Source organism: Micromonospora parastrephiae (assembly GCF_016802865.1).
Classification (GTDB): domain Bacteria; phylum Actinomycetota; class Actinomycetes; order Mycobacteriales; family Micromonosporaceae; genus Micromonospora; species Micromonospora parastrephiae.
In genome coordinates this window covers 106,579-131,123 of sequence record NZ_JAEVHM010000001.1, presented here as the reverse complement: position 1 = coordinate 131,123, position 24,545 = coordinate 106,579, and the positions used below count along the sequence as shown (strand labels likewise).

22 protein-coding genes are annotated in these 24,545 nt (G+C 68.0%); 1 reads left to right on the top strand and 21 read right to left on the bottom strand.

Annotation, left to right across the window (positions count from 1 at the left end; genetic code table 11):
• Positions 1-535 precede the first annotated feature (535 nt).
• The 19 genes from JNW91_RS00645 to JNW91_RS00555 form a co-directional block, all read right to left on the bottom strand.
• Positions 536-697: a hypothetical protein gene (locus JNW91_RS00645; RefSeq protein WP_203172982.1), complete on the bottom strand. Its 162-nt coding sequence runs from the start codon at positions 695-697 to the stop codon at positions 536-538.
• 268 nt (positions 698-965) lie between these two features.
• Entirely contained in the window at positions 966-1,274 is a 309-nt protein-coding gene (locus JNW91_RS00640) for a hypothetical protein (RefSeq protein WP_203172981.1), read from the bottom strand.
• 140 nt (positions 1,275-1,414) lie between these two features.
• The gene (locus tag JNW91_RS00635) at positions 1,415-1,984 is read right to left on the bottom strand and encodes a hypothetical protein (protein ID WP_203172980.1); all 570 of its coding nucleotides are present in this window, start codon (positions 1,982-1,984) and stop codon (positions 1,415-1,417) included.
• A 197-nt stretch (positions 1,985-2,181) separates the two neighbouring features.
• A complete protein-coding gene (locus JNW91_RS00630; protein WP_203172979.1) occupies positions 2,182-3,114 on the bottom strand; it encodes a Mom family adenine methylcarbamoylation protein in 933 nt (310 codons plus the stop codon).
• The gene (locus JNW91_RS33380) at positions 3,111-4,007 is read right to left on the bottom strand and encodes a phosphoadenosine phosphosulfate reductase domain-containing protein (RefSeq protein ID WP_203172978.1); all 897 of its coding nucleotides are present in this window, start codon (positions 4,005-4,007) and stop codon (positions 3,111-3,113) included. The genes JNW91_RS00630 and JNW91_RS33380 overlap by 4 nt, the downstream gene beginning before the upstream one ends.
• 82 nt (positions 4,008-4,089) lie before the next feature.
• Entirely contained in the window at positions 4,090-6,561 is a 2,472-nt protein-coding gene (locus tag JNW91_RS00620) for a hypothetical protein (RefSeq protein ID WP_203172977.1), read from the bottom strand.
• Between the two features lie 76 nt (positions 6,562-6,637).
• Positions 6,638-7,351 carry a hypothetical protein gene (locus JNW91_RS00615; RefSeq protein ID WP_203172976.1) on the bottom strand — a complete coding sequence of 238 codons (714 nt, stop codon included), beginning with the start codon at positions 7,349-7,351 and terminating at the stop codon, positions 6,638-6,640.
• Positions 7,348-7,893: a hypothetical protein gene (locus JNW91_RS00610; RefSeq protein WP_203172975.1), complete on the bottom strand. Its 546-nt coding sequence runs from the start codon at positions 7,891-7,893 to the stop codon at positions 7,348-7,350. Before JNW91_RS00610 ends, JNW91_RS00615 begins: the two co-directional genes overlap by 4 nt.
• A 724-nt stretch (positions 7,894-8,617) precedes the next feature.
• Positions 8,618-9,274 carry a hypothetical protein gene (locus JNW91_RS00605; RefSeq protein ID WP_203172974.1) on the bottom strand — a complete coding sequence of 219 codons (657 nt, stop codon included), beginning with the start codon at positions 9,272-9,274 and terminating at the stop codon, positions 8,618-8,620.
• A 359-nt stretch (positions 9,275-9,633) separates the two neighbouring features.
• Positions 9,634-10,017 carry a hypothetical protein gene (locus JNW91_RS00600; protein WP_203172973.1) on the bottom strand — a complete coding sequence of 128 codons (384 nt, stop codon included), beginning with the start codon at positions 10,015-10,017 and terminating at the stop codon, positions 9,634-9,636.
• 484 nt (positions 10,018-10,501) lie between these two features.
• Positions 10,502-11,089 carry a hypothetical protein gene (locus JNW91_RS00595; RefSeq protein ID WP_203172972.1) on the bottom strand — a complete coding sequence of 196 codons (588 nt, stop codon included), beginning with the start codon at positions 11,087-11,089 and terminating at the stop codon, positions 10,502-10,504.
• A 257-nt stretch (positions 11,090-11,346) separates the two neighbouring features.
• Entirely contained in the window at positions 11,347-11,667 is a 321-nt protein-coding gene (locus tag JNW91_RS00590; protein WP_203172971.1) for a hypothetical protein, read from the bottom strand.
• 12 nt (positions 11,668-11,679) lie between these two features.
• On the bottom strand, positions 11,680-11,871 hold the full coding sequence (locus JNW91_RS00585) for a hypothetical protein (RefSeq protein ID WP_203172970.1): 192 nt from the start codon (positions 11,869-11,871) through the stop codon (positions 11,680-11,682).
• Positions 11,872-12,135: 264 nt separating this feature from the next.
• Positions 12,136-12,675 carry a hypothetical protein gene (locus JNW91_RS00580; protein ID WP_203172969.1) on the bottom strand — a complete coding sequence of 180 codons (540 nt, stop codon included), beginning with the start codon at positions 12,673-12,675 and terminating at the stop codon, positions 12,136-12,138.
• A 124-nt stretch (positions 12,676-12,799) separates the two neighbouring features.
• Positions 12,800-13,726, bottom strand: a complete 927-nt coding sequence (locus JNW91_RS00575) for a PP2C family protein-serine/threonine phosphatase (protein WP_203172968.1) — start codon at positions 13,724-13,726, stop codon at positions 12,800-12,802.
• 581 nt (positions 13,727-14,307) lie between these two features.
• Positions 14,308-14,670 (bottom strand): hypothetical protein, encoded by a 363-nt coding sequence (locus tag JNW91_RS00570; RefSeq protein ID WP_203172967.1) that lies wholly within the window; start codon positions 14,668-14,670, stop codon positions 14,308-14,310.
• 59 nt (positions 14,671-14,729) lie between these two features.
• Positions 14,730-15,419, bottom strand: a complete 690-nt coding sequence (locus JNW91_RS00565) for a winged helix-turn-helix domain-containing protein (protein WP_203172966.1) — start codon at positions 15,417-15,419, stop codon at positions 14,730-14,732.
• 1,187 nt (positions 15,420-16,606) lie between these two features.
• Positions 16,607-18,373: a ParB/RepB/Spo0J family partition protein gene (locus JNW91_RS00560; protein WP_203172965.1), complete on the bottom strand. Its 1,767-nt coding sequence runs from the start codon at positions 18,371-18,373 to the stop codon at positions 16,607-16,609.
• A 588-nt stretch (positions 18,374-18,961) separates the two neighbouring features.
• Complete coding sequence (locus JNW91_RS00555; RefSeq protein WP_203172964.1) at positions 18,962-19,435, bottom strand: hypothetical protein; 474 nt, start codon at positions 19,433-19,435, stop codon at positions 18,962-18,964.
• Positions 19,436-20,324: 889 nt separating this feature from the next.
• Here JNW91_RS00555 and ltrA point away from each other — a divergent pair.
• Positions 20,325-21,773, top strand: a complete 1,449-nt coding sequence (ltrA, locus tag JNW91_RS00550; RefSeq protein WP_309244160.1) for a group II intron reverse transcriptase/maturase — start codon at positions 20,325-20,327, stop codon at positions 21,771-21,773.
• Between the two features lie 458 nt (positions 21,774-22,231).
• Here ltrA and JNW91_RS00545 read toward each other — a convergent pair whose 3' ends face one another.
• Positions 22,232-22,612: a histone-like nucleoid-structuring protein Lsr2 gene (locus JNW91_RS00545; protein ID WP_203172963.1), complete on the bottom strand. Its 381-nt coding sequence runs from the start codon at positions 22,610-22,612 to the stop codon at positions 22,232-22,234.
• A 243-nt stretch (positions 22,613-22,855) separates the two neighbouring features.
• Positions 22,856-24,493: a GNAT family N-acetyltransferase gene (locus tag JNW91_RS00540; RefSeq protein WP_203172962.1), complete on the bottom strand. Its 1,638-nt coding sequence runs from the start codon at positions 24,491-24,493 to the stop codon at positions 22,856-22,858.
• Positions 24,494-24,545 lie beyond the last annotated feature (52 nt).

Genomic DNA, 24,545 nt, shown 5'->3' with positions numbered 1-24,545 from the left:
TGGGACCTATTTCCCTGGGACGGTTTTCGTCAAGATCACTCGGCGGACCGTGCCGGCCGCGATCACCTGGACGTTTCCGTCACGTCACGGCCCAACCCCTTTTTTGGCCGCCGGGGGCGAGCTCGCTCGCCCAGGTGTCGGGCGGCGGCAGTCAAATCCGACGCGGGGGTTTCGAGGAAAAGATCATGCGGTTTGTGCATGATGTTTTCTGAGCCCGTGGCGGATTTTACTTCCGACGTTCGATACCGATAATCCCGGCGCAGCCGGCGGCCGAAAAGGGGTAGGGCAGCGCGGCCGTAGGCCGCTCCGGCAATGTCTTGGCCCTGCGCCGGCCTTGAGGCGCGAGGGTGACTGGACGCGGAGTCGGCAGGGCGGGCCGGACTCGGGGCGAGCGCAGCGAGCGTCCGGACCGCCCGGTGCTCGCGGGAGCAACGGTCGCCACCACCACGAACCGAGGAATAGCAGGGGTTGTGGTTTTGCGCGCTGAAGACGCTGCTGCTTGATTCCGTGTCTGCCGGCGCGGCGCTGCTCGCTGCTATTGCCACTCGATGCCGTTGAGTCCGTTCTGTAGGAGGAAGGTGTCCACGCTCATCTCTAGGGCTTCGCGGGCGGTGGGTCCGTCTGGGCCGTACGGCTTGCTCGGGTCGCGGTAGCGGTCGAGGAATATGCAGATGATGTCACGGCAGTCGTGGATCATTTCGCTGCCGTTGTGGTAGTCGGTGGGGAACTGCCAGCCCTGGTCACGGTCGTAGGCGAGTGGTGTGACTTCGTACCGGGGTCCGGGGATGCTGCGGACTCGGGGTAGTGGCGTCAGTCGGAAGCGGGTGAGGCCTTCGAAGAGGACGATTCCGGCGGGATTTTTGTTGTCGGCGGCGCGCAGGATTCGGATGGGGTATTCAGTCGTCTCGTTGATCGATGTCGGGGTACAGGGGCCGGCGCTCAGGCACGGGGCGTCCTCTGGCTCGTCAGGGCTGGGGCTCTTTGTCGGTGACGGTTGGCTGGTCGTCGCTGCCGTTGATGACCCCGGTAGGTGGTGGTGTCGTCTCTGCCAGGTCGATGAGTCGCAAGGCGTCGTGGAGGTAGCGGCGAAGAGCGGCGGGGGTGTCGTACAGGACGACGCCGCCGGCGTTGCAGATGTCTCCGAGCACCACCGCGGTGCTGTGACTCGGGTTCGGTTCGTCGTCGTCGCCCTGCTGGTCGTGCCACCACGGATCGTCGGGCCCGTAGACGACGGGCGCGCCGTAGGCGGCGCTCCAGACTTTGTTGTCGGACATGGTGCGCTGCCGTTCTGTGTGAGCCGTGGCCGCGTCGTCTCAGGGCTGGCGCGGCCCACTGGTTGGAGGGCTCCGGCCGGCCCCGTCCCTCGGCGGAGGCGGTGGACGGGGCACGGGCGGTCCGTGCTGTCGGGCGTCGGCTACGCGGGCAAGGCGAGGTGCCGCAGTCGGTAGAGGCAGGATCCGAGCATGGTCTGCCGGATCAGCGGCGCCGGGTCGTCGTCGGTGCTCGCCGACGCGGTATCGGCCCCCCGCCGTCGAAGCACGTGGTAGTAGCGGCCGTCGGTGTCGAACGCGCTCAGGCTTCGCACCATGTCGTCCTCGTAGTACGGGAACAGTCGGATCCCGCCGTGGCGGTAGCCGGCGGTGCGGGGGCTTGACCATCCCTCGCAGAGGAACGCGAAGCCGACGGGCGTCCGGCCTTCGTCGCGCAGCCACGTGCGCAGCCAGTCCGGCGTCCGGGTGGCGGTGAAGTAGGCGGTGAGCGCGTCCAGGATGGCGGTGGCCGGGATGTACGGGCCGGTCTGTGCGGGGTTGCTGTCGCGCCAGGTCGCCGGGTGCAGGGGGACTGGGGCGATCTCGATGGTGGTGCCGGGTCGGATGAACATGGCGAGCAACTGGGGCGGGGCGTCCCATCCGGCTTGTTCGGCTGCGCGTTCGGTGTCGATGAGGGCTTCGCCGATGGCGCGCGCGGTTGCCGCGGACAGCATGGTCGTGGGACCTCCAGGTTGTTGGTGGAGGGCGAGGGCTGCCAACCTCGCCGTTCTACTACAATCATACAGCATTGGAGCGGCGGTGTGAAGTGCGGGTGCCCCCTGCCCGACCCGCGTGGCGTGGCGTCGACGTGATCCACCGACCGCACCTGCGTCTGTGGTGCGGGGCGTGTCCGCCCCGGCGCGCGGGGCGCTCATGCCGCCAGTGCAAGCGCGTCGGGCTGCTTGGGGTAGGGGCCGAACGGCAGTGGAGCGTTCTTGGCGAGCTTGGCCCAGTCCGGGCGCAACTTCCGATTGATCTTGATCTGCTTGCGGTCGCGCTTCGTGCGGCCGAGCGGTTTGACGTAGCGGTGGCAACCGCCGTGGCGCAGTAGTCGAATCCCGGCTGCCGGGTCGTCGCGGACTTCGCGCAGCCATGCGGCGGGATCCTGTCCGGCCCGGATCGGCTGCGCCCCGAGCGAGATGAGTAATTTCTCGGCGGCCTCGTGGCCCGCGTCCTGCTGGCGGATCTTCTGCATTGTGATCCCGTTGAGGACCGTGCCGTTGGGCAGGAGCCAGAGTGTGCGTCTGGCGCTGCGGCCGGCGATGAAGAAGTTGCCGCCCTGGTACACGAACCCGACGTGGCTCTTGAATTTGATCACGCCGTCGGCGTCGAGGCGCGGCACCGGGTCGGCGAACGACAGGACCGCGTGCACGCCGGAGGCGAGCAACATCTCCTCGCAGCGGGCGAGGAACCAGGTTTCCGTGTTCCCGGGCTCGGGGTCCGCCACCACCAGCCTGCCCAGCTCCAACGCCTCATCGCCGGGTTCGAGTTCAGGGAACGCGTGGGTCAGCGCCTTCTTGCTCGTCACGCAGTACGACGCCACCCCGACCAGCTTGTGGGCGCGGTAGAGGCCGAAGGATTGCCAGCAGACAACGTGGGAGCCGGCGTAGTGCCGGGGAATCACAAAGCCGGCGGCGACGTCGCGTTTGATCCGCTCGACGGTGTAATTGCTGGCGTCGAACTCTTCACCCGGGCGGGCGAGCTGCCACTTCTGACGGTGCCCGATCTCGGAGCGCAAGCACCAGGGCGACAACGTAGGGGCCTCGGGCAGCATGTCCCGACCGAGGAGGGCGAGCTGCGTCATCGGCTCACCCCGGCTTCGGCGAGCACCGACGCGATTGTGCGCGCCTGCTGGAACGAGTGTCCGGTCTCCGCCTCGACCCGGGCGTACTCGCGAGCCAGCCCCGGGCGCAGCCGTACGGCGGTGAGGAGGTCCTTCTTCGAGCCGAGTACGCACAGCGAACAGGACAGGCGGCTCATGCCGGCGTCGTACGGCCACGCCCAGGGCAGCCCGGACTCCCGGATCTGCGCCCACACCTGTTCTTCGGTCCAGTGGTGCACCGGGTACCAGTCCCAGACGTGCCGGCGGGTCTTGTTCGACGCCGCGGTGTTGAGCGCGTACGGGATCCTCTTCGCCCTGCTCGGCGACTCCTGCGCACGGAATCCGAAGACGTAGAGGATCCGCGCGGGCCGGTCCAGGTTCAGCTCGCGGGTCAGCTCGGTGAGGAACTTCTGCCCCGGCTCGCGCTTCTGCCGCGCCGTGCACCAGCGGCGCGCCGCGTCGGGGAACTGCCCGCGCCGCTGTACCTCGTCGAGCAGGTCGTGGCCGTCCTTGCTGCGCACCTCGAACCGGAGCCCGAAGTGCTCGGCGTGCGCCTTGGCGAGGTCCCGGCAGCCGGGTCGGTCCCCGAACGCGTCGACAAGCCACGGCGTGACGCCGGCGGCGGCGAGTTCCGCGTCGGCCTGTCGGGTGCTGGGCCACACCACCCGGCCGAGGTCGTTGTACTGGACGACCACGCGGTCCAGCACCCCGGCGGCCTTGGCCCGGGCTGCGGTGACGATGACGGTGGCCAGCCCATCTTTGCCGCCAGAATGGTTGGCGACGATCCCGTCGCACTCGGTCAGGTCGGGGTCAGTGTCTCGGGGCACGAGGTAGTCGTCGGTGGTCGGCGGGACCGGGTACTTACTGCGCTGCACGGTGCGTCCTTCCGATCAAGTGGGGAACCGGTGGTGCTGGGGGCGGCCCGTGCCAGTGCCTTGGCGCGGGCGCCCGGGTGGGTCAGCTCTGGGCGGGTAGGTCCAGCGCCATCTGGTCGAGCAGCTGCCCCCGCGGGTCCTGCATTTCGTCGTCGGCCGCCTGTCCGGCTGCGGCGGCGGCTGCGGCGTCGCCGTGAGGGCTGCGTGCCGCGGGTTCGGCGGCGGACGCTGCGTCGGTCAGGCTGATGTGGGTGGCGCAGGAAGCGCCGTGGTTGGCTTCCCATCCCCGGCCGGGTGCCGTCACGAGCCACCACCGCGCGTTGCCGGGCAACGCCTCACCGCCGACGTCGCAGTGCCGAACCGTCGGTGAGGGCGCGTGCGGCCCGGACACCACCTGCACGCCCGTTGCCGGCTGCTGGCCGAGCTTCTTCTTGTGGGCGATCTCGGCGGCCCGCTTGCGGCTGTCGAACGCCAGGCCGGGCAGGTCGGGGTGCGTGTAGAACCACTCCCCGAGCGCCGCCTTCTGCCGGTGCCCGAGCCCGCGCGAGGCTGCACGGTCCGCACGTTGCTCCGAGGTGTACCGCTGGAACTGCCGGACGACCCGCTTCGCTTCAAGCGCCAGGCCGTCCCCGTCGAGCACGGCCGGGTCGGGCTTCGAGAAGTGCAGCGCCGACGGGCGGCGCCCGTCGACGGACGCGGCGACCATCGCGTCGAACGTCGGGAAGTCCTCCAGCATCGCGCTGGGCAGCATCGCGAAACCGGGGTGCCCGTCGTCGTACCGGTCGTTGGTGACGGCCACGTAATCGTTCGCGGCCCACCGCTTGCGGGCCTCGGTCTTCGTGATCCGCACCAGCGGCGCCGTGACGCCGTTGCTGACGATCTGCACCTGCGACTTGGCGGCGGCCGCCTGGTCGACGCGCTCGACGTCGGCGGGGAACGCGACCGCCTCGGCCAGGCCGCGGCCGGCGTACCGGTCGGTGAAGAGCACCCCCTCGGGCTCGTTCACCGCGACGACCCGGACCGTGCCGACGAGCCATCCTGCCGGCTCGGGTCCGATCCGGCCGCTGGTGTACTCGTTGACCAGGTCGCCGACGGCGATCGGCTGCCCGGCCCGGTCGGTCATACCGGGGCGTGGCCGGTCGGGCAGCAGCCCGGTTTCGGTCAGGTGCACCGCGACCAGGGGGTAACCGGTCGCCCAGCGTGCCGGACGCTCGACCTTCCCGTAAAGGAACCCACCCTCGGCTTGCTGCACGTGCAGCACCGTGCCGCCGGTGCCGGGGATTCCTGCACGGATGGTCACCTGCTGTCCGACCAGCGCAGCGGCGATGCGCTGCAACTCGTCAACCGGCCAGCTCGGCACGGTGGTGGCCGGGCCGAACAGGAGCATCGTGGGGGTGTCGGCTCGGTGGAAGCACGGCCGCGGCCCCACTCCGGCGCGGCAAGCGCTCAGCCACTCGTCCGGGCCGACCCGCTGCCAGAAGTCATCGCCCTGCCGCACCGTGTGCACCTCGGTCGGGAGGCTGCGGTCGGCTACCGGCAGCGGCTGCTCGCGCCGCTCCCGGCCGCACGGCTCTTTACCGTTCTGCGCGGCCTGCTCGGCGTTGTACCGATCGTGGGCAGTCCACGGCCGCACGTACATGTCGCGTTCCGCCCTTGCCGTGACGATCAGGTCAAGGATCCGCTGTGCCTTCGCCTCAGCCTGCCCCCGCAGCGAGGGCGGGCACCGGTCCGGCACGGTGAAGGTGCCCGCCAGCAGGTCGAACGTGACACCGTGGCAGCGCCAAATCATCGCGTTCATGCCCTGTTTCCGGACGTACAGATTCAGATCCGTGCTGGCCTGGTCGGCGACGTGACCGGGCCACACGGTGACGTATTCGTGGCTCCACGACTGGTAGGCGGTGTTCGGGGCGAGCCGGACGCTGGCCAGCCGCCCCTCCCAGTGGAACGGCCACGGGCCCGCCCCGTAAACCACCCCCGGGTCGTCGACCTCGTACGCCCAATCGCCGGCCGGCGGGGTAACGCCCCACCCGTGGGCCGTGGTGCCCTCCGGGTCAGCCGGCGGGGCGAGCTTCGCAATCGCTGTCTCGGCATCGGCTTGGGTCGCGAAGTAGGCGCCGTCACCGTCACCGTCGGCGTCCGGTCCGGCGGTGCTGACCACCCGGGCGCGTTCGGTGTCGAAGATGCACCATGGGGTGTCGCTCGGGCCCTGGTGGTCGTGGTTGAGCGGGTGGGCGGCGATGAAGCGCGGTGGGCGCAGCGCCTCGGCGGGCGCGTCGTCGGGCAGCAGCGTCCAGGTGTGCGAGATCCGGTCGGTGTCGGATCCTCCGGGCAGGAAGTGGACGCTGTCGCCGTCGATACGGCACTCGGTGGACTTCGGCCACTCCAGGCGGCCGTTGCGGACGGTCTTCCCGTCGGCCTTCACGGCGTCGTAGTGGAGCACCGTCTTACCGGCGGTGATGGTGCGCAGCCCGGACACCATCGGAAAGGTGCGGTTGATGCACATCCAGCGGCTACCGGGGGTGGCAGCTCGTTTGAAGTCGGCGATGGATCGCATGGATGGGTGGTCCCTTCTTGCGCGGCGAGGGTGGGCCGTTGCCCGCGCCGGGCGGCGCGGGCAACGGCTCAGGGGGTTAGTCCTGGTCAGGCAGTGGCGCGTCGAGCACCGGACCCCACGGATCCGGCTCGTCAGGGGCGGGCAGGTCGAGGAACCAGCCGACGCCCATCACGTGCTGGACGCGGTCGCCATAGCACTCGGCGAGGTAGACGCTGGTGCAGCCGCTGAACACGGGCATGCCCCGCGTCACCTGGTCGATCTCGGCAGCGCGAAGTAGGTGGCCACCGAACACGCTCTCGGCGATCTGCGCGTCGCGTTCAGCCCAGGCGTCCATCTCGGCGATGACCGCCTGACGCGGATCCGGCTGCTCGTCGAGCGTCAGCCGGCGCTCCATGTGCGCCTCGTACTCCGGCATTCGTTCCCCGGCGTACCAGCTGACTTTTCGTGCCAGGTCGGGCATGGTGAGGGCCTGATGTTCGAAGAACTCGCGGAACGAGCCGGGATAGCTGCGCTCAAGGCTCAACGAGAAGTGCATGAGCGAGTCGGGGTGGTAGATGCCTTTGCCGTTGGGCAGGGGGTCTACCTCGTCCAGCCGCAGCGGGTATCCCCACGGGTGGGTGTGGACCGGCGACCGGGCGAGGAAGTAGTGACCGGCCGGTGAAGGCCGGTAGTCCCACACTCCCGTGCCGGTCTTGTCGTACCGCGTGTCCCACGCGGCCACCCACACGATCGCGCTGGTGGCGATCACGCGGACCCGGAAGTGTCGGTACAGAGCAGCGGGGTCGATCATCGCGGGCCGTCCACGTGACCGGTGGCCAGCATGACCAGCTCGGCGCCGACGCCTGCGTGGTCTCGCCGTTCGACCGTCCACTGGCCGTCCGGGTGGACGGTGAGCGTGAGCCGCGGGTGCAGGAAGATGTCGGGTTGCGTCTTCGCGTCGGGAGCGACGGTGATCGTGGCGCTAGCGTTGAAGTGCCGAGCAGTCCGGTACACGGCGCTGCCGTCGCCCTCGGCCATGATCATCCGGCGGCGGCCGGTGCGTTCGGTCCGGACGGGCTTACGCAGGTGGTACCAGTCCCAGGTGTCACCGGCCGGCCCGGCGAGGTGCAATCCGATCGCCGAGGTGGCGTACGGCTTGCCTCGGCTGTTCAACCTCCGTCCGGAGACGTAGACGGTGCCGTCTTGGCGCGGCGGGTGGACTACGCCGATGTCGATGGCGTACTCGGTGTTCGCGTCGAGGATCGTGATGCGGTCGTTCTTGCGGATCGCGGTGACGGCCGCGCCGGGTCTCTGATGGGTGGGGCCACGATCGTCGTGGATCTGGCTGGTCATAGGGGGAACACCTCGGTGATCTGGTGGCTGATGCGCGACTGCGGGTGAGAGGCGGCGGCCGGTCACGTCCTTTGCCAGGTGGGTGAGCGACGCTGGTGGGGTCCGGCATCGCCGCCATGCGGGGGGTGTTAGCAGTGCCGAAGACCTATAATCATGCAGCACTGCGAAGGGTCTGCAAGGCGGGTCGTGGATCTTCATTGGCCCGTCCGGCCGGCTCCGTAGTCGGGCACGTGGATCGGTTGGTTCGACATCGGCGGTGACCGCATACCTGTCCGGTGCCAGCTCCGCGGCTGAGCGGCAGCTCGACCGGCACGCACTGTCGGGCGCGGGCAGGTGCTGCGTCGGCTGCGGAGAGGGTCCGCGCCCTCGCTGCGGTCGGCGCTGCGTGCGTGCGGCCGGTAGCTGAAACGGTCTTCTGTCATGCGGTCGTCTGGTCGTTGCGGATGGGTGGAGGGGTCTCCGTTCAGGTCGCTGCGCGCTAACTGCTTACACTCTAATCATACACTATTTGGGGTGTGGTTGCGAATCGGCGACTGGGCGTTCGTATCGGTTGTTCGCGCTTGCGGGGAGGCCGATCGCGGAGGCCGTCGCGTTGCCAGTGCTGCCGGCGCGTGCGTGATGTGATGCGCACTGTTCCTGGTGCCGTGCGGGTGTGGATGTGGCGCCAGGTTGGAGGGCCAGGGGGAGAGCTCGACCGGGTCGTGGCTTCGCCTGGCCTGGCCGGCTAGCGTTGTGTGGCGGCGAGGCGTTCGCGGGCCAGCCGTAGGAGCCGCTGCGCTGACCGGAGGTTGACGCCGAGGGCTTGGGCGAGTGTCGCGCCGGTCATCTTGGTGTCTGCGGCGTGGATGGCGGCGATTGCGTCGTCGACGGTGGGGGTAGGGCCGGGTTTACGGCCGGCGCCGTGGCGTTCGCCGGTGCGGTTGTCGAGCCAGTGGATCATGCGGTGGCGGGTCCAGGAGTACAGCTTGCCGGTGCCGCGGTAGTCCTCTTCGTCGTCGGGCTTGGGTAGGTAGCCGTCGGTGCCGGCGTCCCAGTCCGGTCGGGAGAGCTGGACGTATCGCTTCCAGGTGCCCTGCGAGACCTTGGCGGCCGCGCGGAAGGTGGTGGCGGCAAGCAGCTCGTCGGGGTGGCCATCGCGTAGCCAGGCGGGGGCCCGGCGGGGTGAGGTGGCGCGTTGGTGCTGGGTTTCGGCGTAGGCGTCGAGGTCGTCGAGGGTGTACCAGTCGCGCCGATCCTCGGTTTCGATGGGTGCGGGGAAACCGGTGGTGGGTCGTTGTTTGGGCGAGGCGTACAGGCCGATGGTCTGGGTGGAGAGGCCCAGCACCTCGGCGGCGCCCGCGCGGTCGGTGGCGCGGTGTCCGTTGACGGTGCGGATCTCCATCGTGCCCCCGTTCGCGGGGTCGGCCCCGATACCGCGGATGGCCGGGGCTAAACCCTTGGCCTTGCGGCCGAGGGCCGGCAAAGCCCCGGCCGTCCTCAGGAACCCCCGACGCGGAAGGATCCGGTCGAGGAGTTTTCGATGGTAGCGGTTGGGCGTGTGCTGGTGGCAGGGGTAGGGGCTGTGTCGCGGTCAGGCCGGCCGGCTTCGGTTGGGACTGGTCACCTCCAACGGGATGGCCGAGCTGCCGGTACGCCTCGGCGGCGCTGATCAAAGAGCCGGCGGCCGGGAGAGGAGAACATTCGACCGCGCGGGATTCGGTGAGACAGTCGGCTATCTAGTGTCGCAGCCAGCGATGTATTTCACGGCAGTGTGTCGGTCCACTCGAACTCGGTCAGCCGTGCCCACCCGACGCGGTTGCCGTCCGTTTCGCAGATGCGGATGCGGCCTGCTTCGTCGCGAATCGGCATTGAGCGGCCAACGCCGTCTGCGGGGAACGAGAAGACCACGCTGACCGTGCGCGCGTCGACGTGTTCAGCAACCTCGCCGCGGTAGCCCACCGCCTCGTTGTAGACGTACTGGACCCGGTCGAACTCGCGGGCGTTGCGGTCGCCGTCCTCGTCGATGGCCTCGGCGTGTGCCTGTCCGACTAGCATCTTTTGCTCGGCATCGGTGGCGCCGGCCCAGCGACCCGAGACGTCGGGCAGGCGAGCGGGGGGAACTTTGGCGTTCGTGCCGTCGTTCATGCTCCCGGAGTAGTGGACGACGTGCAGGCCTGCTGGGTCGGGTTGGGCGCTGGCGGGCGGCGTGGGTGGGGGCGTGGGCATGGCGTGTCCCTTTCGGTGGGAGTTCATGGTTCGGGGCTCGGCCGATTACCGGCGGGCTGCTGAGTTCGTCTGCGGGTGGTCGCTGGTGTGGGGCGTACTTCGCGCATCCCGTGCGTCTAGGCGGGCGCCGGAACGGCAGGCGACGCTCGGCGGCTGCCGGGGCCGACGCCGGGGTGTGTGGCCTCATGGGTTCCTGGCGTGGTGGTTAGGGGTGAGCAGCGGACGGCGCCGGGCACGGTAGCCGGGGGAGGCGAGGGGGAGCGTGAGCGCCCCTCGTCCGGATTCGGCGCGCTCGATGCGCGTCGGATCGGCCTCCCGCAGCGGCGCGTGCCGCTCCGGTCCCGCCCCGACCGCGACGGGCCGGGGTCGGCCGCCCGGGGTGCTCCGGGCGCGACGCGAGGGGTCAGGAGGAGAGGCGCTGGCGGGCGATGGCGAGGCACGCGGCGGTGTCGCGCTCGCTGCCGAGGTGGTGCCGCTCGCCGTCCGGGGAGATCCACACGCCGTTGACCGGCTCAGGCTCGCCCCCGCCTGCGCGCAGGTACTCGGCGACAGCGGTCACCTTGTTCTCCCAGCTCTGCCAGCTGTCCGGGTACCGCTTGGCGATCGCGATCAGCTGGTCGTACGCGGCGCGCTGCGCGTCGGTGAGCTGGTCATACAGGCCCTTGAGGCGGAACACCGCGTCGCCCTCCGGCGAGATGCCGTACGCGCTGACGCCCCACGTCTGGACGTGTTCGTTCCCGTCGAGGTACATCACCTGCATCAGGTTGTAGGTGTCGCCCTTGGGCTTGTTCCAGGGCTCACCCGGACGCTTCGGGTTGGTGGTCTGCGACATGAATCGCTGCTCACCCTTCTTGGCGCCCTTGGTCGCCGTCTCGATCCAGTAGCGGATCGTGCAGCGCAGCGTGTAGCTGTAGGGGTAGTCGTCGACCTGGTAGGCGGTGTCGGGGCTGGTGTGGCCGTGCAGGATCCGGACGCGCTCGATGCTGGTCATGCCGTGCTCCTTCTCGTCGGTCGGTGGGTTCCTGGTCGGAGTTCGGGTTGCCGTCCCTCGCTCCAACCATTTAATTGTACCCTACTAAGCGGGGATGGCGCAACGATGGTTCAGATGCTCGCGTCCCCGGCGGTGCGCAGGGTCTCCGCCGGGTTCATGCCATTGCCGTGTGCGTCGTGCCGCCGGAAGTCGGGCAGGTCGAGAATGGAACGCCTTCGGTCGGGGTCGTGGTGGGGCGGCCGATGTGGTCGTCAGGCTCACTGTCCGGTGAGGGCGAACCGTTTTGCGCAGGTGTGGCACCACGACTGGTGGCCCCAGGTGGCCATGGTGGCGGTGCCGTGGCAGCCGGGAGTGTCGCAGTCATCGACGGCAATGCCGTGCAGGTGTCGCCAGACGCTGCGGCTGATGACCTCGACGGAGTGCGGTACCTCGTGGGGGAACGTCCGATGCCCGATCGCGCGCCCGTTCACGCGGACGTTCCATAGATCGCGCACGGTGCCGGGTGGGCACCGGTGCGACACCGCGACCAGGCGGCGTCCGTCGATCATGACGAAGGTGTCAAAGCGCTGCTCTACCAAGGGGTGGGGCTCCTAGCGGTACCGGGTGATTGCCTGCCAGGTCGCGCCGTTCAAAACGTCGCACAGGCTGACGGCAAGGTTCCGGGCGTGCTCGGTGGCTCCCGTCTCCCATCCTCCGGCGGGTGTGGCGGGCACGGCTTCGAGCTGCATGCGCAGGTAGCGCGCGGGGATGTCGATCGGGTGACTGTCGCTGGTCAGCGTCATGGGCTGCCCTTTCTGTGTGGGATGGGTGGGCTGGCCTCGTCGGCGGTCGGGGTCCAAGCCGACGCGACGAGGCATTCAGGCTGCGCCGCTCGGCGGCGCGGCGGACGCGGATTGGGCCGCGAGCGGCGTCGCTGGCGCCTCTCCCTGTGGGGTTCTGGGCGAGCGATCGAATCTGCGTCCCGTCGCGCTCGAATGCAATTGAGCCCTACTAGCAAACCGGGCCTAACGGCCCCTTTGCTGACCTGCCTCCGGGGTGGAGGCTGGTCAGCCGGCGTGCGGGTACTGCTCCTGCAAGCAGGTCTGGTAAAACCGGGCGGTGGCGGGCACGGTGCACAATTCCAGGGCCTCGCCGGCTGCCGCGAGCGGGTTTCGTCCGGCGCGGTCCTCGGTGGTCTCGGTGATGAAACCGAGGTACCGGCCAGCGGGTGTGTAGATCATCCAGCCGCGCCGGGGGTTGCCGTCCGCGCCATTGGTGGCGTCGATCTTCACGGCGTAGGGGCGTCCGCTGGGCTCCGTCTCGTGGCGGACGAGCGTCACGGCGTCGAAGATGGTCCGGTCGTCGACGAAGTCGCCGAGGTGCTGCGAGACGCGACGCTCGGCGTCGTCGCGGACGGTGAACATTTCGGTGCGGCGGTACAGGTGCTGCCCGTCCGGCGTGTGGGTGTGGTCGATCCCTTCGGGACAGGTATCGGCGGCGACAATCTGGATGGTCACGAGCAGGCTGTGGGTCAGGTAGTGGAACAGGTGCAGTTCCTCGACGGCCGTCTTGCGCTCCATGGTGGTCGTGCCTGCGTCCTTGGTCATCTCGCGTCGGGTCCTCTCCGGTTGGGGGTTCCTGGTGTGAGCGTTTCGGGCTGTCGTTCTGTTCGCTCTCTTGAATTGCACCCTGCTAAGGTCGCAGGGAGTTCTCACCTATAATCATACAGCACTAGCTAGGTTGGCGCGAGTCGGCATCGGGGCGGTGGTAGCGGCTGTTCGCGCTCGCGGGCAGGTCGATCACGAGGGCGGTCGCGTTGTCGGTGCTGCCGGCCTGGCGCGCGGCCCGTATCAGGCGGGTGGCGGCGCTGCGGGGGCTCGCGTGCACGCGCAGAATTCGCGTCATCGCGTCGGGGGAGAGTTGACGGTGCACGCCGTCGCTGCACAGCAGTAGCCGGCCGATCGGGCCGAGGACGCGGACGCTGGCGATCTCGCCCCGCCCGACCGAGGCGCGGATGGTGTTCTCTGCGCGCGGGCCGATCCATTCGGCGGGCATGCCGGTGTCGCGCATGTGCTGCGCTTCGGTGTGGTCGGTGGTGATCTGCGTCAGTGTGGCGGCCTCGTAGGTGTACGCGCGGGCGTCTCCGCACCAGGCGATGTCGTAGCCTCCGCCGTTGGCGGTGTCGATCGGGGCGGCGACGACGGCAACTGCGTTGCCCTCCTGGCCTGCCGGGGCGTGGTCGTAGTGGCGGTGCCAGATGGCGCGGGCGGCGTGCAGGCCGGCGGCGGCTCCACCCGTCGCGGCCGCAGCCGCCGCCGACCATGCGGCCGTGTAAGCCGCGGTGGCCGGCTCGTAGTCGTCGCCGATGCCGTCCGTGACGCAGAAACCCTGCCGGCCGGTGCTTGGGTCGCGATAGACCGCGGCGGCGTCGGCGTGTACCTGGCGGGGGCCCTGGTCGTAGGCGATTGCGGCCGAGTGCAGGAGGTTGTCCGGGTAGCGGGCTGCGGCATCGGCGCAGTCCACGCACAGGTGTGGCCAGCGGCGTTCGGGAACGTGGAAGAACCATTCAAACCCGCAGGCGATGCAGCGGGTCATGTTCTTCTGCCAGGTGTCGTCCCATCGGATGTAAGGGTCGCGGTCAACGTCGTTGGCGTCCATGTGGCGAGGCCTTTCTTCTCGTGCGAACGTGGGCCATGTGGACCTGATGCTATAATCATACAGCATTGAACCGGGAATGGGTATGATGATGGCCAAGGTGCTTCTTGAGATAAGGGGCGCTACTGTGCTGGGGCTTCGCACCTACGTCCGGCTGTCGTCCCGTCTGCCGTCGACCCAACACCTGTGGAGCAGGTCAGGGGCAGGGTGGCAAGGTGGAGCGCCCCGCCGGACGAACGACCTTGCCACCCTGCCCCTGACCTGCTCGGCTTGCCTTGGGTCGATGGTGGGCGGGACGACCGTCCCTCCCCCGTGAACCTGCAACTTCCGGTCGATCATCCCGGAGCCCGAGCGCCCCCGCCGGAGGCGCTTGTGAACCGACCTGCAGCTTGTTGTGGGGCGACAGTGCGCTGTTCGCTCCTATGGGGGTACGAGGCGGCTGAGGTGCGGACCGTGATTCTTTGGCGTCATCCGTCGCTGATTCGAGGTTCATCAAGGCGTTGCCCTCCACGACGTATCACCCAGCCGAGGGGTTGCCAGGCCCGGCCTCCGACGGAGCTTCTCGACCCCCGGGGCAGTGCCGTTCACGACTTCGGATCGTCGTCGCTGGGCAGGTAGGCCAGGCGCGCCCTGACTTCACCAACGGCTTCGGCCCCGGCGGCGTCCAACTCGGCCCGACGCCTCCGATATGCAATCCAACCGATTCCCGCTGAAGCCAGGCTCACCATCGAAACGACGAAGAGCAGTGCAATGAAGATCCAGGCGATCCGAAGGATCCAGACGATGAGGTCCGATTCCGTCGCTGCTTCGCGGCTGTCATCGAGCACAAACATCGGGAACACCGCAAAGATGTTGACGAGGACAAGACCGATGACACCGCGGATAACGAGCTTGCGTAGGAGGAGCCGGATGTCCGCAGTGTGGTCAGGATCGTAGATGCGGCGCATTGATCGAGTATCCCAGGGTTCGCAAGCCTGCAGCGGCTCTCCGTCGCAGGATGGTCGTGCTACGCCACGGTGATGCCGTCGCTGCCTCGAGTCAGGACGCCCTCGCTACGGAGCTCGGCGATCGCGCGTTGGATGGTGCTCATGCTGACGTCGTACTGGGTGCTTAGCGCGTTCATGGAGGGTAGGCGCTGTCCTGAGGTGAGGGCGCCTTTGGAGATGTCCTGCCGGATCGCGGCTGCCACGCGGCGGTATTTGGCGGCGGTCGGGCCGGTCTCTTCGGTGCGCACACGCGGGCCCGCCCCGGCACTGCGGCCGGGACGGCTGTTGATCCACGTTTCGACGCGCCGGCGCGCCCAGGAGCGGGTGACGCCGCGCGTTCGAGCAGGCTCTTCGAGGTCAGGGCGGGGCAGGTAGCCGTCCTCGCCGCGCTCCCAGGCTGCTTTGCTCATATCCACATACTTGGACCAGGTACCGGCCGTGGCGTCGATGAGTCCACGGAATTCGACGGCGGAGATCAGCTCGTCGGGGTCGCCGTCGAGCGTGATCGAATGGACGCGCGCCCGGGCGGCTTCGGCGATGCCTTCGATCGTGGCGGCGAGTTCGTCGAGGGGATACAGCAGGCCGCCGTCGGGGCCTTCGACTGGGGCGGGCCAGCCGGATCCGTCGGCGCGGGCCTTCGGGCTGGTCTGGATCGTGATGGTGTGCTCGCTGCGACCGGTGAACTCGGCTGCGCCGGCGCGGTCGGTCATCCGGCGTCCGTCGACAACCCGAATTCTCACGTCTGTTCCTGCTCGGGTGGGGGGCCAGAGTGTGCGGCGGCCGGGGATATGCACCCGCGGACGGGTGCCAGCAGCACCCCGGCCGCCAACCAACAACCTCGACAACGAGCGAGTGCTCGGCGTGAGATTGGTGCCGAGTGTAACAGCGGTGCGCCTTGACGCTCTCCTGCTGCCGTGGGTTCCCGATGCGGGTGTCATGGCTCTCCTGCTGGACTGGTGGCGGTTGGTTGCTGCCTGACGATGTTGACGTCGACCCACGAAGGGCAAGTCACCCGGCGGTGGCCTGCCCCTCGTGGTGCTGGTGGCGGTGCTGCTCGGTTGCGTCTCCGGTGAGCGCGGGGGGCCCTGGCCCCTCGACTGGGCGGTGATCGCTCGACGTTGAGCGGGAGCGTCGCGGCGTGGGCTTGGCCGTCGTCGACGTAGTGGTCGGCGAAGAGCACAGCAGCGTCCGGGCCGACCGTCACGACCTGGGACGTTCGGTCACCGGCCCGCCGGCTGGGGTCCGATCCGGCCGTCTGTGTATTCGTCGGCCTGGTCGCTGACGGCGATCGGCTACCCTGCCCGCCCTCGAGCGGCTGCGGGGGCGGGGTGGGTACCACGTCGGCGAGGTGCGGCGCCAGCCAGCCGGACTGGTCGACGGCGCTATAGAAGAGGCCTTCGACGCCAGAGCTCAGCGCCGACTTGCCAGCGGTGATGGTTCGTAGACCCGAGGCGCGAGGGTGGATCCGGTTGACGCTATCCGACGCCTGCCGGGGACAGCTGCGTGTCTGAATTCGCTCCCCAGGCTCCTGTCCCCTCCACCTGCCGAACCAGCGACGAGAGCGATGACGGTGTCGAAGGTGATCGGCTTATGCCCCTTCGACAGCAGGGCGGTGCGCGCGCTGGGAAGGTGCGCGCTGATGAGATGAGCGGCGAGTTCGCGCAAGTCGTGGGCGCATCGGCCCGACGATCGCTTCAGTCGGAGGCGGGCGTCAGCGATGGCTTCGGTCACTGCTTCGTTGGCGTCGGATTGCGGGTGCGTTGAACGAGTGTTGGAGGCCACGATGGTGTTCCTCGCGTGAGGTGACGGTCCGCCGCGATGGCGACGGGTCGGGCGTGGTGAAGCGTGAGGGCGAGCCGGTGAGGGTGCCCGGACGAGCCGGGCACCCTCACCTTCGTCACGCGGCGGCGCGGTCCTGAGCCGCCGGCTCGATCGACTGATCGTCGGGCCTCTGGTGCTGGACGGTCACGTCGGGCCGGGATCGGGCGGGCACCGGCGTCAGGGTGTCCTCGGCCGCGCTTTCCGCCTGCTCGCCATCCGGCACGAGTTGCAGGCGCGGCGTGTCGTCATCTTCGTCTTCCTCGTCGCCGTCTTCCCCGGCGTCCTCGTCCTCGTCATCCTCGATGTCGCTGTCGGCCTGATCGGTGGGCTTCGGCGTCAGCAGATCGCGTAGTTCACTCTCGGCATCCGACAGGCCGTAGCCGGCATCAGCGAGTCGGTTGAGCCAGCTCAGTGCCACATCGCGGCGGAAGCGGTACCGGGCGGCGTAGAAGTCGTTCAGGTTGCCCTCGTTGGCGGCGATCCAGCGACCGACCAGGAGGCGGATCAGTCGTGCCTCGCCTGCGTCGTTGACGTCGATCTTCTCTGGATCGATACCGACGAGCCCAGTCAGCAGCTCGTGCTCGTCCCGCGCCCCGTTGATCAGCGCCGGGTTCGTCAACGCAGCGCGAAGAGCGTGGACGTACAGCACCTTGGCGGCCTTGGCGTTGCCGTACGTCTCGACCACGAACCTGCGGCGCAGTTCACCTGCGGTCTGCAATGCCGTCTGGAAGGCTTTGGCCTCTGCGGCCTCGCTCTCCTTTCGTGCCGCGTCGGCGGGGGAGACGTACGTGTTGTACACGCCGCTCCGCTGGAAGCCGTGCGCGTCGGGGTTGAGGCAGATCACTACAACCGCAGCATCGTGGCCGGAGGTGTCGATGAACGCGGCGAAGCCGGGCTTGTTGCGAACCTCGGTGTCCTTCAACGATTCGCCCTCGGGGCCGCGCAGGTCCTTGATGGCTGCCTCGCGGCTGCTGTGGGGGAAGCCCTTCGGCTTGCCGAGGACAACGACGCCGGCCTTGTCCAGCTCCGCGCGCAGCGTCTTGGCGGTTTTTGCGATCCGACGCCTGCGCTTCTCGTTGGCGATCTGGTGGCGCAGTGCCCACGCGCTGCCGCTCTTCTTGAGGATCCGATCGAGCGCGGCCTTGTCACCGTCGAACCCGGCGATCTCTGCGGCGTCTTCCAGCGTGAGGTCGCCGTTGTCGACCGCGCTCTGGATCTGTGCTCCCTGCTTAGCGAGCGTCAGTGATCCCTCGACGAGAGCCTTCTTGCGTCCGGTCCGCTTCACGATCTGCTCAATGGTCCACCCTTCCAGGGTGAGCTGCTTGAAACCGTCAGCCTCTTCGCTGGCCGTGAGCGCCTTGCGGTGCAGGTTCTCCTGCAACATCGAGGCGATCTGCTTGGCGGTCAGTCCGGCCATCGCGTCGTGCACCAGCACCGGCACTTCCAACGCCATCGGGGAGCCCAGTTCGATGGCTTCGATGGCGGCGGCCCGGCGACGCTGCCCCTGCGTGATGTAGATGATGCCGTCCCCGCCCGGGACTCCGAGCAGCGCCTGAAGGACGCCGCTCTCTGCGATGCCGTCACGCAACTCGGTCAGGTCGCCCAGATCCTTGCGGATCTGGTGCGGAGGAATCCGCAGCTCCCGAGGGTCCGCCCACACCAGGTGGGGGCGCACAGGACGCTCTGGGTCGTCAGTCTGGGAACTGCCCGCCTCCGGGCTGTCCTCGGCCTGCGGGCTGCCCTGGGTATCGGGGCTTCCCCCCGGCTCAGGGCTGTCCAGGATGCCGATCGCCTGATCCAGGCCGAGCGCTTCTGGCCGCGCCAGTTCGGTCTTGGTTTCCATCTCGACGTGTCTCCCTCGTGGTGAGCTTGTTGGCCACAAGCCCCGGGCTGCTTTCCGGTGCTTGTGCTTCAATCATACAGTATTAAAGGGAGTGCTGCAAGCAATGGTCCCCGCTGTTGCCCGCTGCTACTTGTCAAGCACTCTTAGTGAGGTGCGGGATTTTCGGAAGGATGCCAAGTTCTGGCGGCAACGACGTGACTCTGGCTTGCTTGTCGTGTTGGGCCTGCGTTGACGCCGGCCGACAGACGGTACTGCTCTCGCTGGAGATCTCAAGCATTGTCGCCGCCGCCTTCTGTCCTTTCCGGGCCGCTGGGGCGGCAGTGAAGCAGGGACTGGAGTACCGTCAACTGGACGGCGCTGCTCGTTCCCCCGTGCGAGCAGCGCTGCTTTCTGCCCGGATGCGTGATCCGTGGGGGCTTCTCGCCGCGATGGCTGCGCAATCGTCGCCGCCGATGCTTGCGTCGTTAGGTCTGTCGGCTATATACCTGCCGAAACGGCCAGCGGATCAGCGTCGCTGCTTCTCACCCTCCGGTGCCGGTCGAGGCGGCCGTTACTGCTGCGTGAACGGTTACGAGGTGCCCGCCAGGGTTACGCGTCGAACGGCTGGAACTGGTCGTCGGCTTCCGCGTCCACGGCACGTTCGTACTCCCGCCGGCTGGTGAACATGCGCCCACGCTCTACCCGTACATACTTCCCCGCGTTCGGAAAGACAATCGTGGTCTTGTTTCGCCCACGACTCAACTTGAGGCTCCCGCTCCTCAAGGCGTCCAGAAAGGAAGTGATGTCGCGTTCGATCTCGTCCGCGAACCATCGCTGACGGGGATCGGACACGTCATACAGATCGGTGTCGATACTGTGTCGAAGCTCGGGCGACTCCCCGTCCCGGTCGACGACGAAGTCGAGCAGGATCCCTTTCACACCTATGCCCACCCGCAGGAGGAAGGAACTCCCCGAAACGCGGTACGTGCGCAGCTCATCCTCAGCTTCGACGTTGACGTCGAAGCCACGCTCCCCCAGCCTCGCCATCACGAGGTCGATCTCGCTACCCATCATCTGACCCATCAGCTAACAACTCGGAACGGTATTGGAGTGCTCGTGGTGCAGCCGGCGTGCGAGGTCGTCGCTCAAGGATGTCGCCTGCGGCACGCCGGTGTCGGAGGTGGCGCCGGAGGGGACGTAGCGGCTGTGCCGTAGCTCCGCTACGAACTCGGCCAGCGGACACGGTAGGCCGGGGGTGGCGGCACCGCCAGGATCAACACGCGGCTCATCTGACGTCCAGCCCTCGAACACATGTACGATCCGGTGGTGGCGGAGGAGGTAGTGAGGCGGTGGTGGAACGGCGTCGTGCGCCACGAGGCGCTATTGATCGAGTGGAGGTGGGAGACCTTCACCCGCTTGCTGTCGTAGCAGTGGGCGTGAAGCTGGAGGCAGCCTGACCGTGGGAACGCGCGGGAGGGTGGGAAGCGGCCTCGACAACGCCGGGATGGGTTGGCACTGCCAGACGGCCCAGGTTCGGCAAGCGAGACGGAAAGGTGCACGTGAGGAACCGACGTGTAAAGCCTCTTAATTCCACCACCGGCTCGAATCTGGCGGATATGGGCCGGGATTGCGGACGAACTACCTGGGCTGATGCTGTTCGGGTGGGCATCGCGGCGGCGGCAGTGTCGCTGTCCGTGGTGGCTGCGGGGAAGGTCTACGGCGTACCCGCAGCGGGCCGCAGGGGCAAAGTCGGGCACCTCCTCCGTCGATCGATCGGTAGTGAACGTGGGAACCGTCGGGTGCGGACCCGCCGTGACGCGGCCAGCGTGGCGGAGATGGGAGGGCGCGTTGTCCTGCCGGGGCATCCCGATGGGGCGGAGTCCGCGTAGTAGTCCGAGGGCGGGAAAGCCGTCCACATGGCGAAGGCGGGCAGCGGGCTCGCAGGGAGGATTGTCATGCCAGGAGGTCGCTGGTGAATACCGGCGCGCCGTGGCCAAGTCTCGACGAGGCGTGGCGGCGGGTACTGGAGATTCAGACCAAACTGCATCGATGGGCAGGCGAGGATGGTTCTCGTCGGTTTGATGATCTGTTCAACCTTGTCACCGATCCCGCCTTCTTGATGGTGGCGTGGGATCGGGTGCGGAGCAACACCGGCTCGCGCAGCGCTGGTGTGGACGGCTTGACCGCCCATCACCTTCAGGCGCTGGTCGGTGCGGAACCCTTCATGGGCATGATCCGGGAGGCGGTGCGGTCGGGACAGTTCCGGCCGCTGCCGGTGCGGGAGCGAATGATCCCCAAACCGGGCAGTCTCAAGAAGCGCCGGTTGGGGATCCCGACCGTCGCGGACCGGGTCGTGCAGGCGTCGCTGAAGCTGGTGCTGGAGCCGATCTTCGAGGCGGACTTCCATCCGTGCTCGTTCGGTTTTCGGCCTCGCCGACGCGCTCAGGACGCGATCGCCGACATCCACCTTCTGACATCCAAGTCATACGAATGGATCTTGGAGGCGGACATCGAGGCGTGCTTCGACTCGATCGACCACGCCGCGCTGATGGCGCGGGTGCGTCGACGTATCGGGGACAAACGCGTTCTGAGCCTGGTGAAAGCGTTCCTCAAGGCCGGGATCCTCACGGAAGCCGGCTCCCGCGAGGAAACGCACACCGGCACTCCGCAAGGGGGCATCCTGTCTCCTCTGTTGGCCAACATTGCTCTGTCCGTGCTGGACGACTTTGCCCAGGACGCGTGGCAGACGGTGATGTCGACGGGAGTCCTGCGAGCGAAACGCCGCCGGCGCGGCCAGCCGAACTGGCGGCTCGTGCGCTACGCAGACGACTTCGTCATCCTCGTGCACGGTGACCGGCGTGACGCCGAACAGCTACGCGACGAGGTGGCCGTGGTACTCGCCGGGATGGGCCTGCGCCTGTCTCCGCCGAAGACCATGGTGGTCAACATCGACGAGGGCTTCGACTTTCTCGGGTTCCGCATCCAGCGGCACCGGAAACGAGGCACGGGTAGGCGATGCGTGTACACGTACCCGTCCAAGAAAGCGGTCACCGCGATCAAGGACAAGGTCCGCGCGCTCACTCACAGCTCAGCACAAGCCGACCTGACCGCCCTGCTGGAACGCGTCAACGGCGTACTACGCGGGTGGAGCAACTACTTCAAGCACGGCGTGTCGAAGAGGACCTTCAGCTACCTCGGTGCCTTCACCTGGCGCCGAACGGCGATCTGGATCCGCAAACGACACAAGGGCCTGACGTGGAAGCACCTCCGACGGCGCTTCATGGCCGGCGGATGGACGATCACCGACGGACAGCTCACCCTGTTCAACCCGGCCTCGGTCACCGTTTCTCGGTACCGACGCCGCAGCGTGATCCCCAACCCCTGGACGCCACCGACGCGTCGTCTGACCCAGCCGACGTGAGTCCGTGGAGAGCCGGATGCAGCGAGAGTTGCACGTCCGGTTCGGAGGGCGGGCCGAAGAAACGGACCAGACGAAAGTCCGGCACCGCGCTTCGGCCCGACCCCACTGGGGACGCCTGACCCGGCGCGACGTCTGGTTGATCCGTCAGACACGATGGAAGGTGGTAGCTCGCACCGGCGACAGCGAGACTGGGCAGATGCTGCGCTGGACGTACGACTCGAAGGACGAGGCCGCGGCGATGGTCGATCGTCTCTTGCGCGCGGACTCCGCAGGGCGGTGGCGCGAACAGCAGGGTGGCATGTCGCCCTAGAAACCGATGCGGACGCAAGTCAAGTGGAACCTCGTGCAGCACGGGCAAGCAGCGAGGTTAGGCACCGCCGCGCCCCCACGTGCGGATGCGCCGGTGCCTTCGACCCCGTCAGCCGGAACGGGAAGTCAATGCAGCGTTCGATAGGTGATCAGCGTCCGGCCGTCGCGTGGTACTCGGCGACAACTTCGTGAGGGATCCGGCCTCGATCCGAAATGTCCTTGCCGACCCTCTTGGCCCAGTCCCTGATCGCCTTGTTCTGATCCCGGTTCGCGACTCCGCCCGTACGGGCACCTCGTGAGCTGCCCACACCCGCCGCGCTGTGGGTGGTTCGCGCGGACCGTGCGAGGCCGCCTCGTCCCATCTTAAGGCCGTGGGCCATGTACGGCGAGAAGGCGTCGCGCAGCTTCGCTGCATTCGCGGCCGACAGGTCGATCTCGTACTGAACGCCGTCGAGGGCGAACCTGATGGTTTCGTCGGCGCTGCCGCCGTCCAAGTCGTCGACTAGCTGATGAATTATTTGCTTAGCCACCGCCTCATCCTTCCCAAATTGTGCAGCATGTGTACTGAACAGTAACGTCCTGTGTGGCTGCTACGGAAGTGGGGTCTCGACTGGCAGTGTTTGCGGAAGCGACTGGATGACGCGGAATGCGTCGGCGTCTGGGACGCGCAGCGCGACGCAGTCGCGGTGACCGCCCATTACCCAGGCGTGCCGTTATGCGTGGAGCAGCATAGCGATTAAACCACTCGCAGTCGTGAGGCTGCCGTCATTCCCTTACGTCGGACGGGGGACCGGGACTTGGTCGAGCTGGACGGGTCCGCCGGGCAGGTGAATTAGCACATTGTTGGTGATTTCGTCGACGCGGATCGGAGCGTCGCCGATGGCATCGAGCAGCGCCGTTAGGCGGGGGAAGGCGGTGGTCTGCCGGATACGGTCGGCGGCTCCTGCATCGCGGAACGCCTGTACGGCCATCGTGGCTAGGTTGACGGCGCCGCGCCGGTACAGGACGTCATTACGGGCCAGCAGCGGCCCGCTCAGCAGCCTATCCCGATGCTCGGGCCGGACTGGCTGGTACTCGATGAGCAGGCCAGCGCGTTGGACGGCGAAGCTGGTCTCGCCGTCACGCAGCGCCTGCCGGTCCGGCTCAGGAAGCCGCCCGATGACCGGACCTTGTCGCAGTGCCCGAACCTCTGGTACCTGCTCGATGGTCGGATCCACCAGTCTGTCGTGTTCGGGCAGTAGCAGGATGGTGTGCCCGACCAGGGTGGTGTCGTCGTACCAGCTCGGCTCGTCGGTGGCGTACCGGGTACGACCGCCGTCCGGGTCGTGGATCACCACACCGACCGGCAGGATTTCGGCGGCGATCCCGAACTGTTGGTAGGCGTACCGCAGCTGCGTACACGCGTCGATGCACGCGTTGGCGCGCTGCCCCTCGGCCATCTTGATCCAGAGCAGGGGCAGGAACTGGATGGCGAGCAACTCGCCAGAGCCCTGCGTCAGCAGTGTCGGCAGGTGATCGTCATGCAGGGCCAGGGTGCCCGGGTCGAACGGCGTCCTGCTGCTGTGTCGTGGTGCCGGCACCCGACCGGGCCGCCGATTCGCGCTGGCCTTCTGATGTCGGACGAACGTGCGTTCACCCGGGTCGGGGCGGATCTCGGCGTGAACCCCGAGGACCACCCACGGGTCGAACCCGCTGTCACGCTCCAGCACGTCGAAGCCGTGGCTGCGGTAGAACCGCTCCAGCTCCGGGCTGTCGGCCATCTGCCCATACGTGATCATGTAGCCGCAGTGGGCGTAAATCTGCTGGCAGCGGTGTAGCAACGCACTGCCGATCCCGCGGCCGCGCATCGTTTCGTCGACCGCGATCGCCTTGATCCGCACCATCCACATCACTCCGGCCATGACCAGCTGGAACAGCTGCTGACTGCCCAACCCTGCCCGCCGTTGATGCTCGACCAGCTGCTTGAGCACACCACCCGGCGGGTATGCGACCACCGCTCCGACCACGCCGCGCTGGTCGTGCTCGGCCACCAGCACCAGCGTCGCCGGCGGCAGCAGCCTCCTCGGATCCATGGCCTGCGGGCCGGTGAACTTCTCGGCCATGTATCGCATGTACGTGTCCGGACCACCGTCCAAGCCGGCCCGCAACGCGGCCCCGCCGACACCCGCGTCCACGTCGTCGGCGACCTCGTCCTCGAGACGGACACCGGCCAGCGCGGTGAGCCGACGCACTGCGGCCATATCCGCGCCGCGGGCCAGCCGCACTCGCACCTGCTCGGTCACCGGCCAGCCGTCGACCAGGCGCTGCCCGGTCAGGTCGGTGACCCTGTCCGCCGAGGCGGACAGTCGTGTTGCTGGAATCGGCCGGCGAATCGGTTCCCTGCGCCGAGATCGGCTGCTGCGCTTGACCACGAGCAAGCTCCCTCCACCACAACAAACTGCCAATAGTGACCGTACCGTCGCT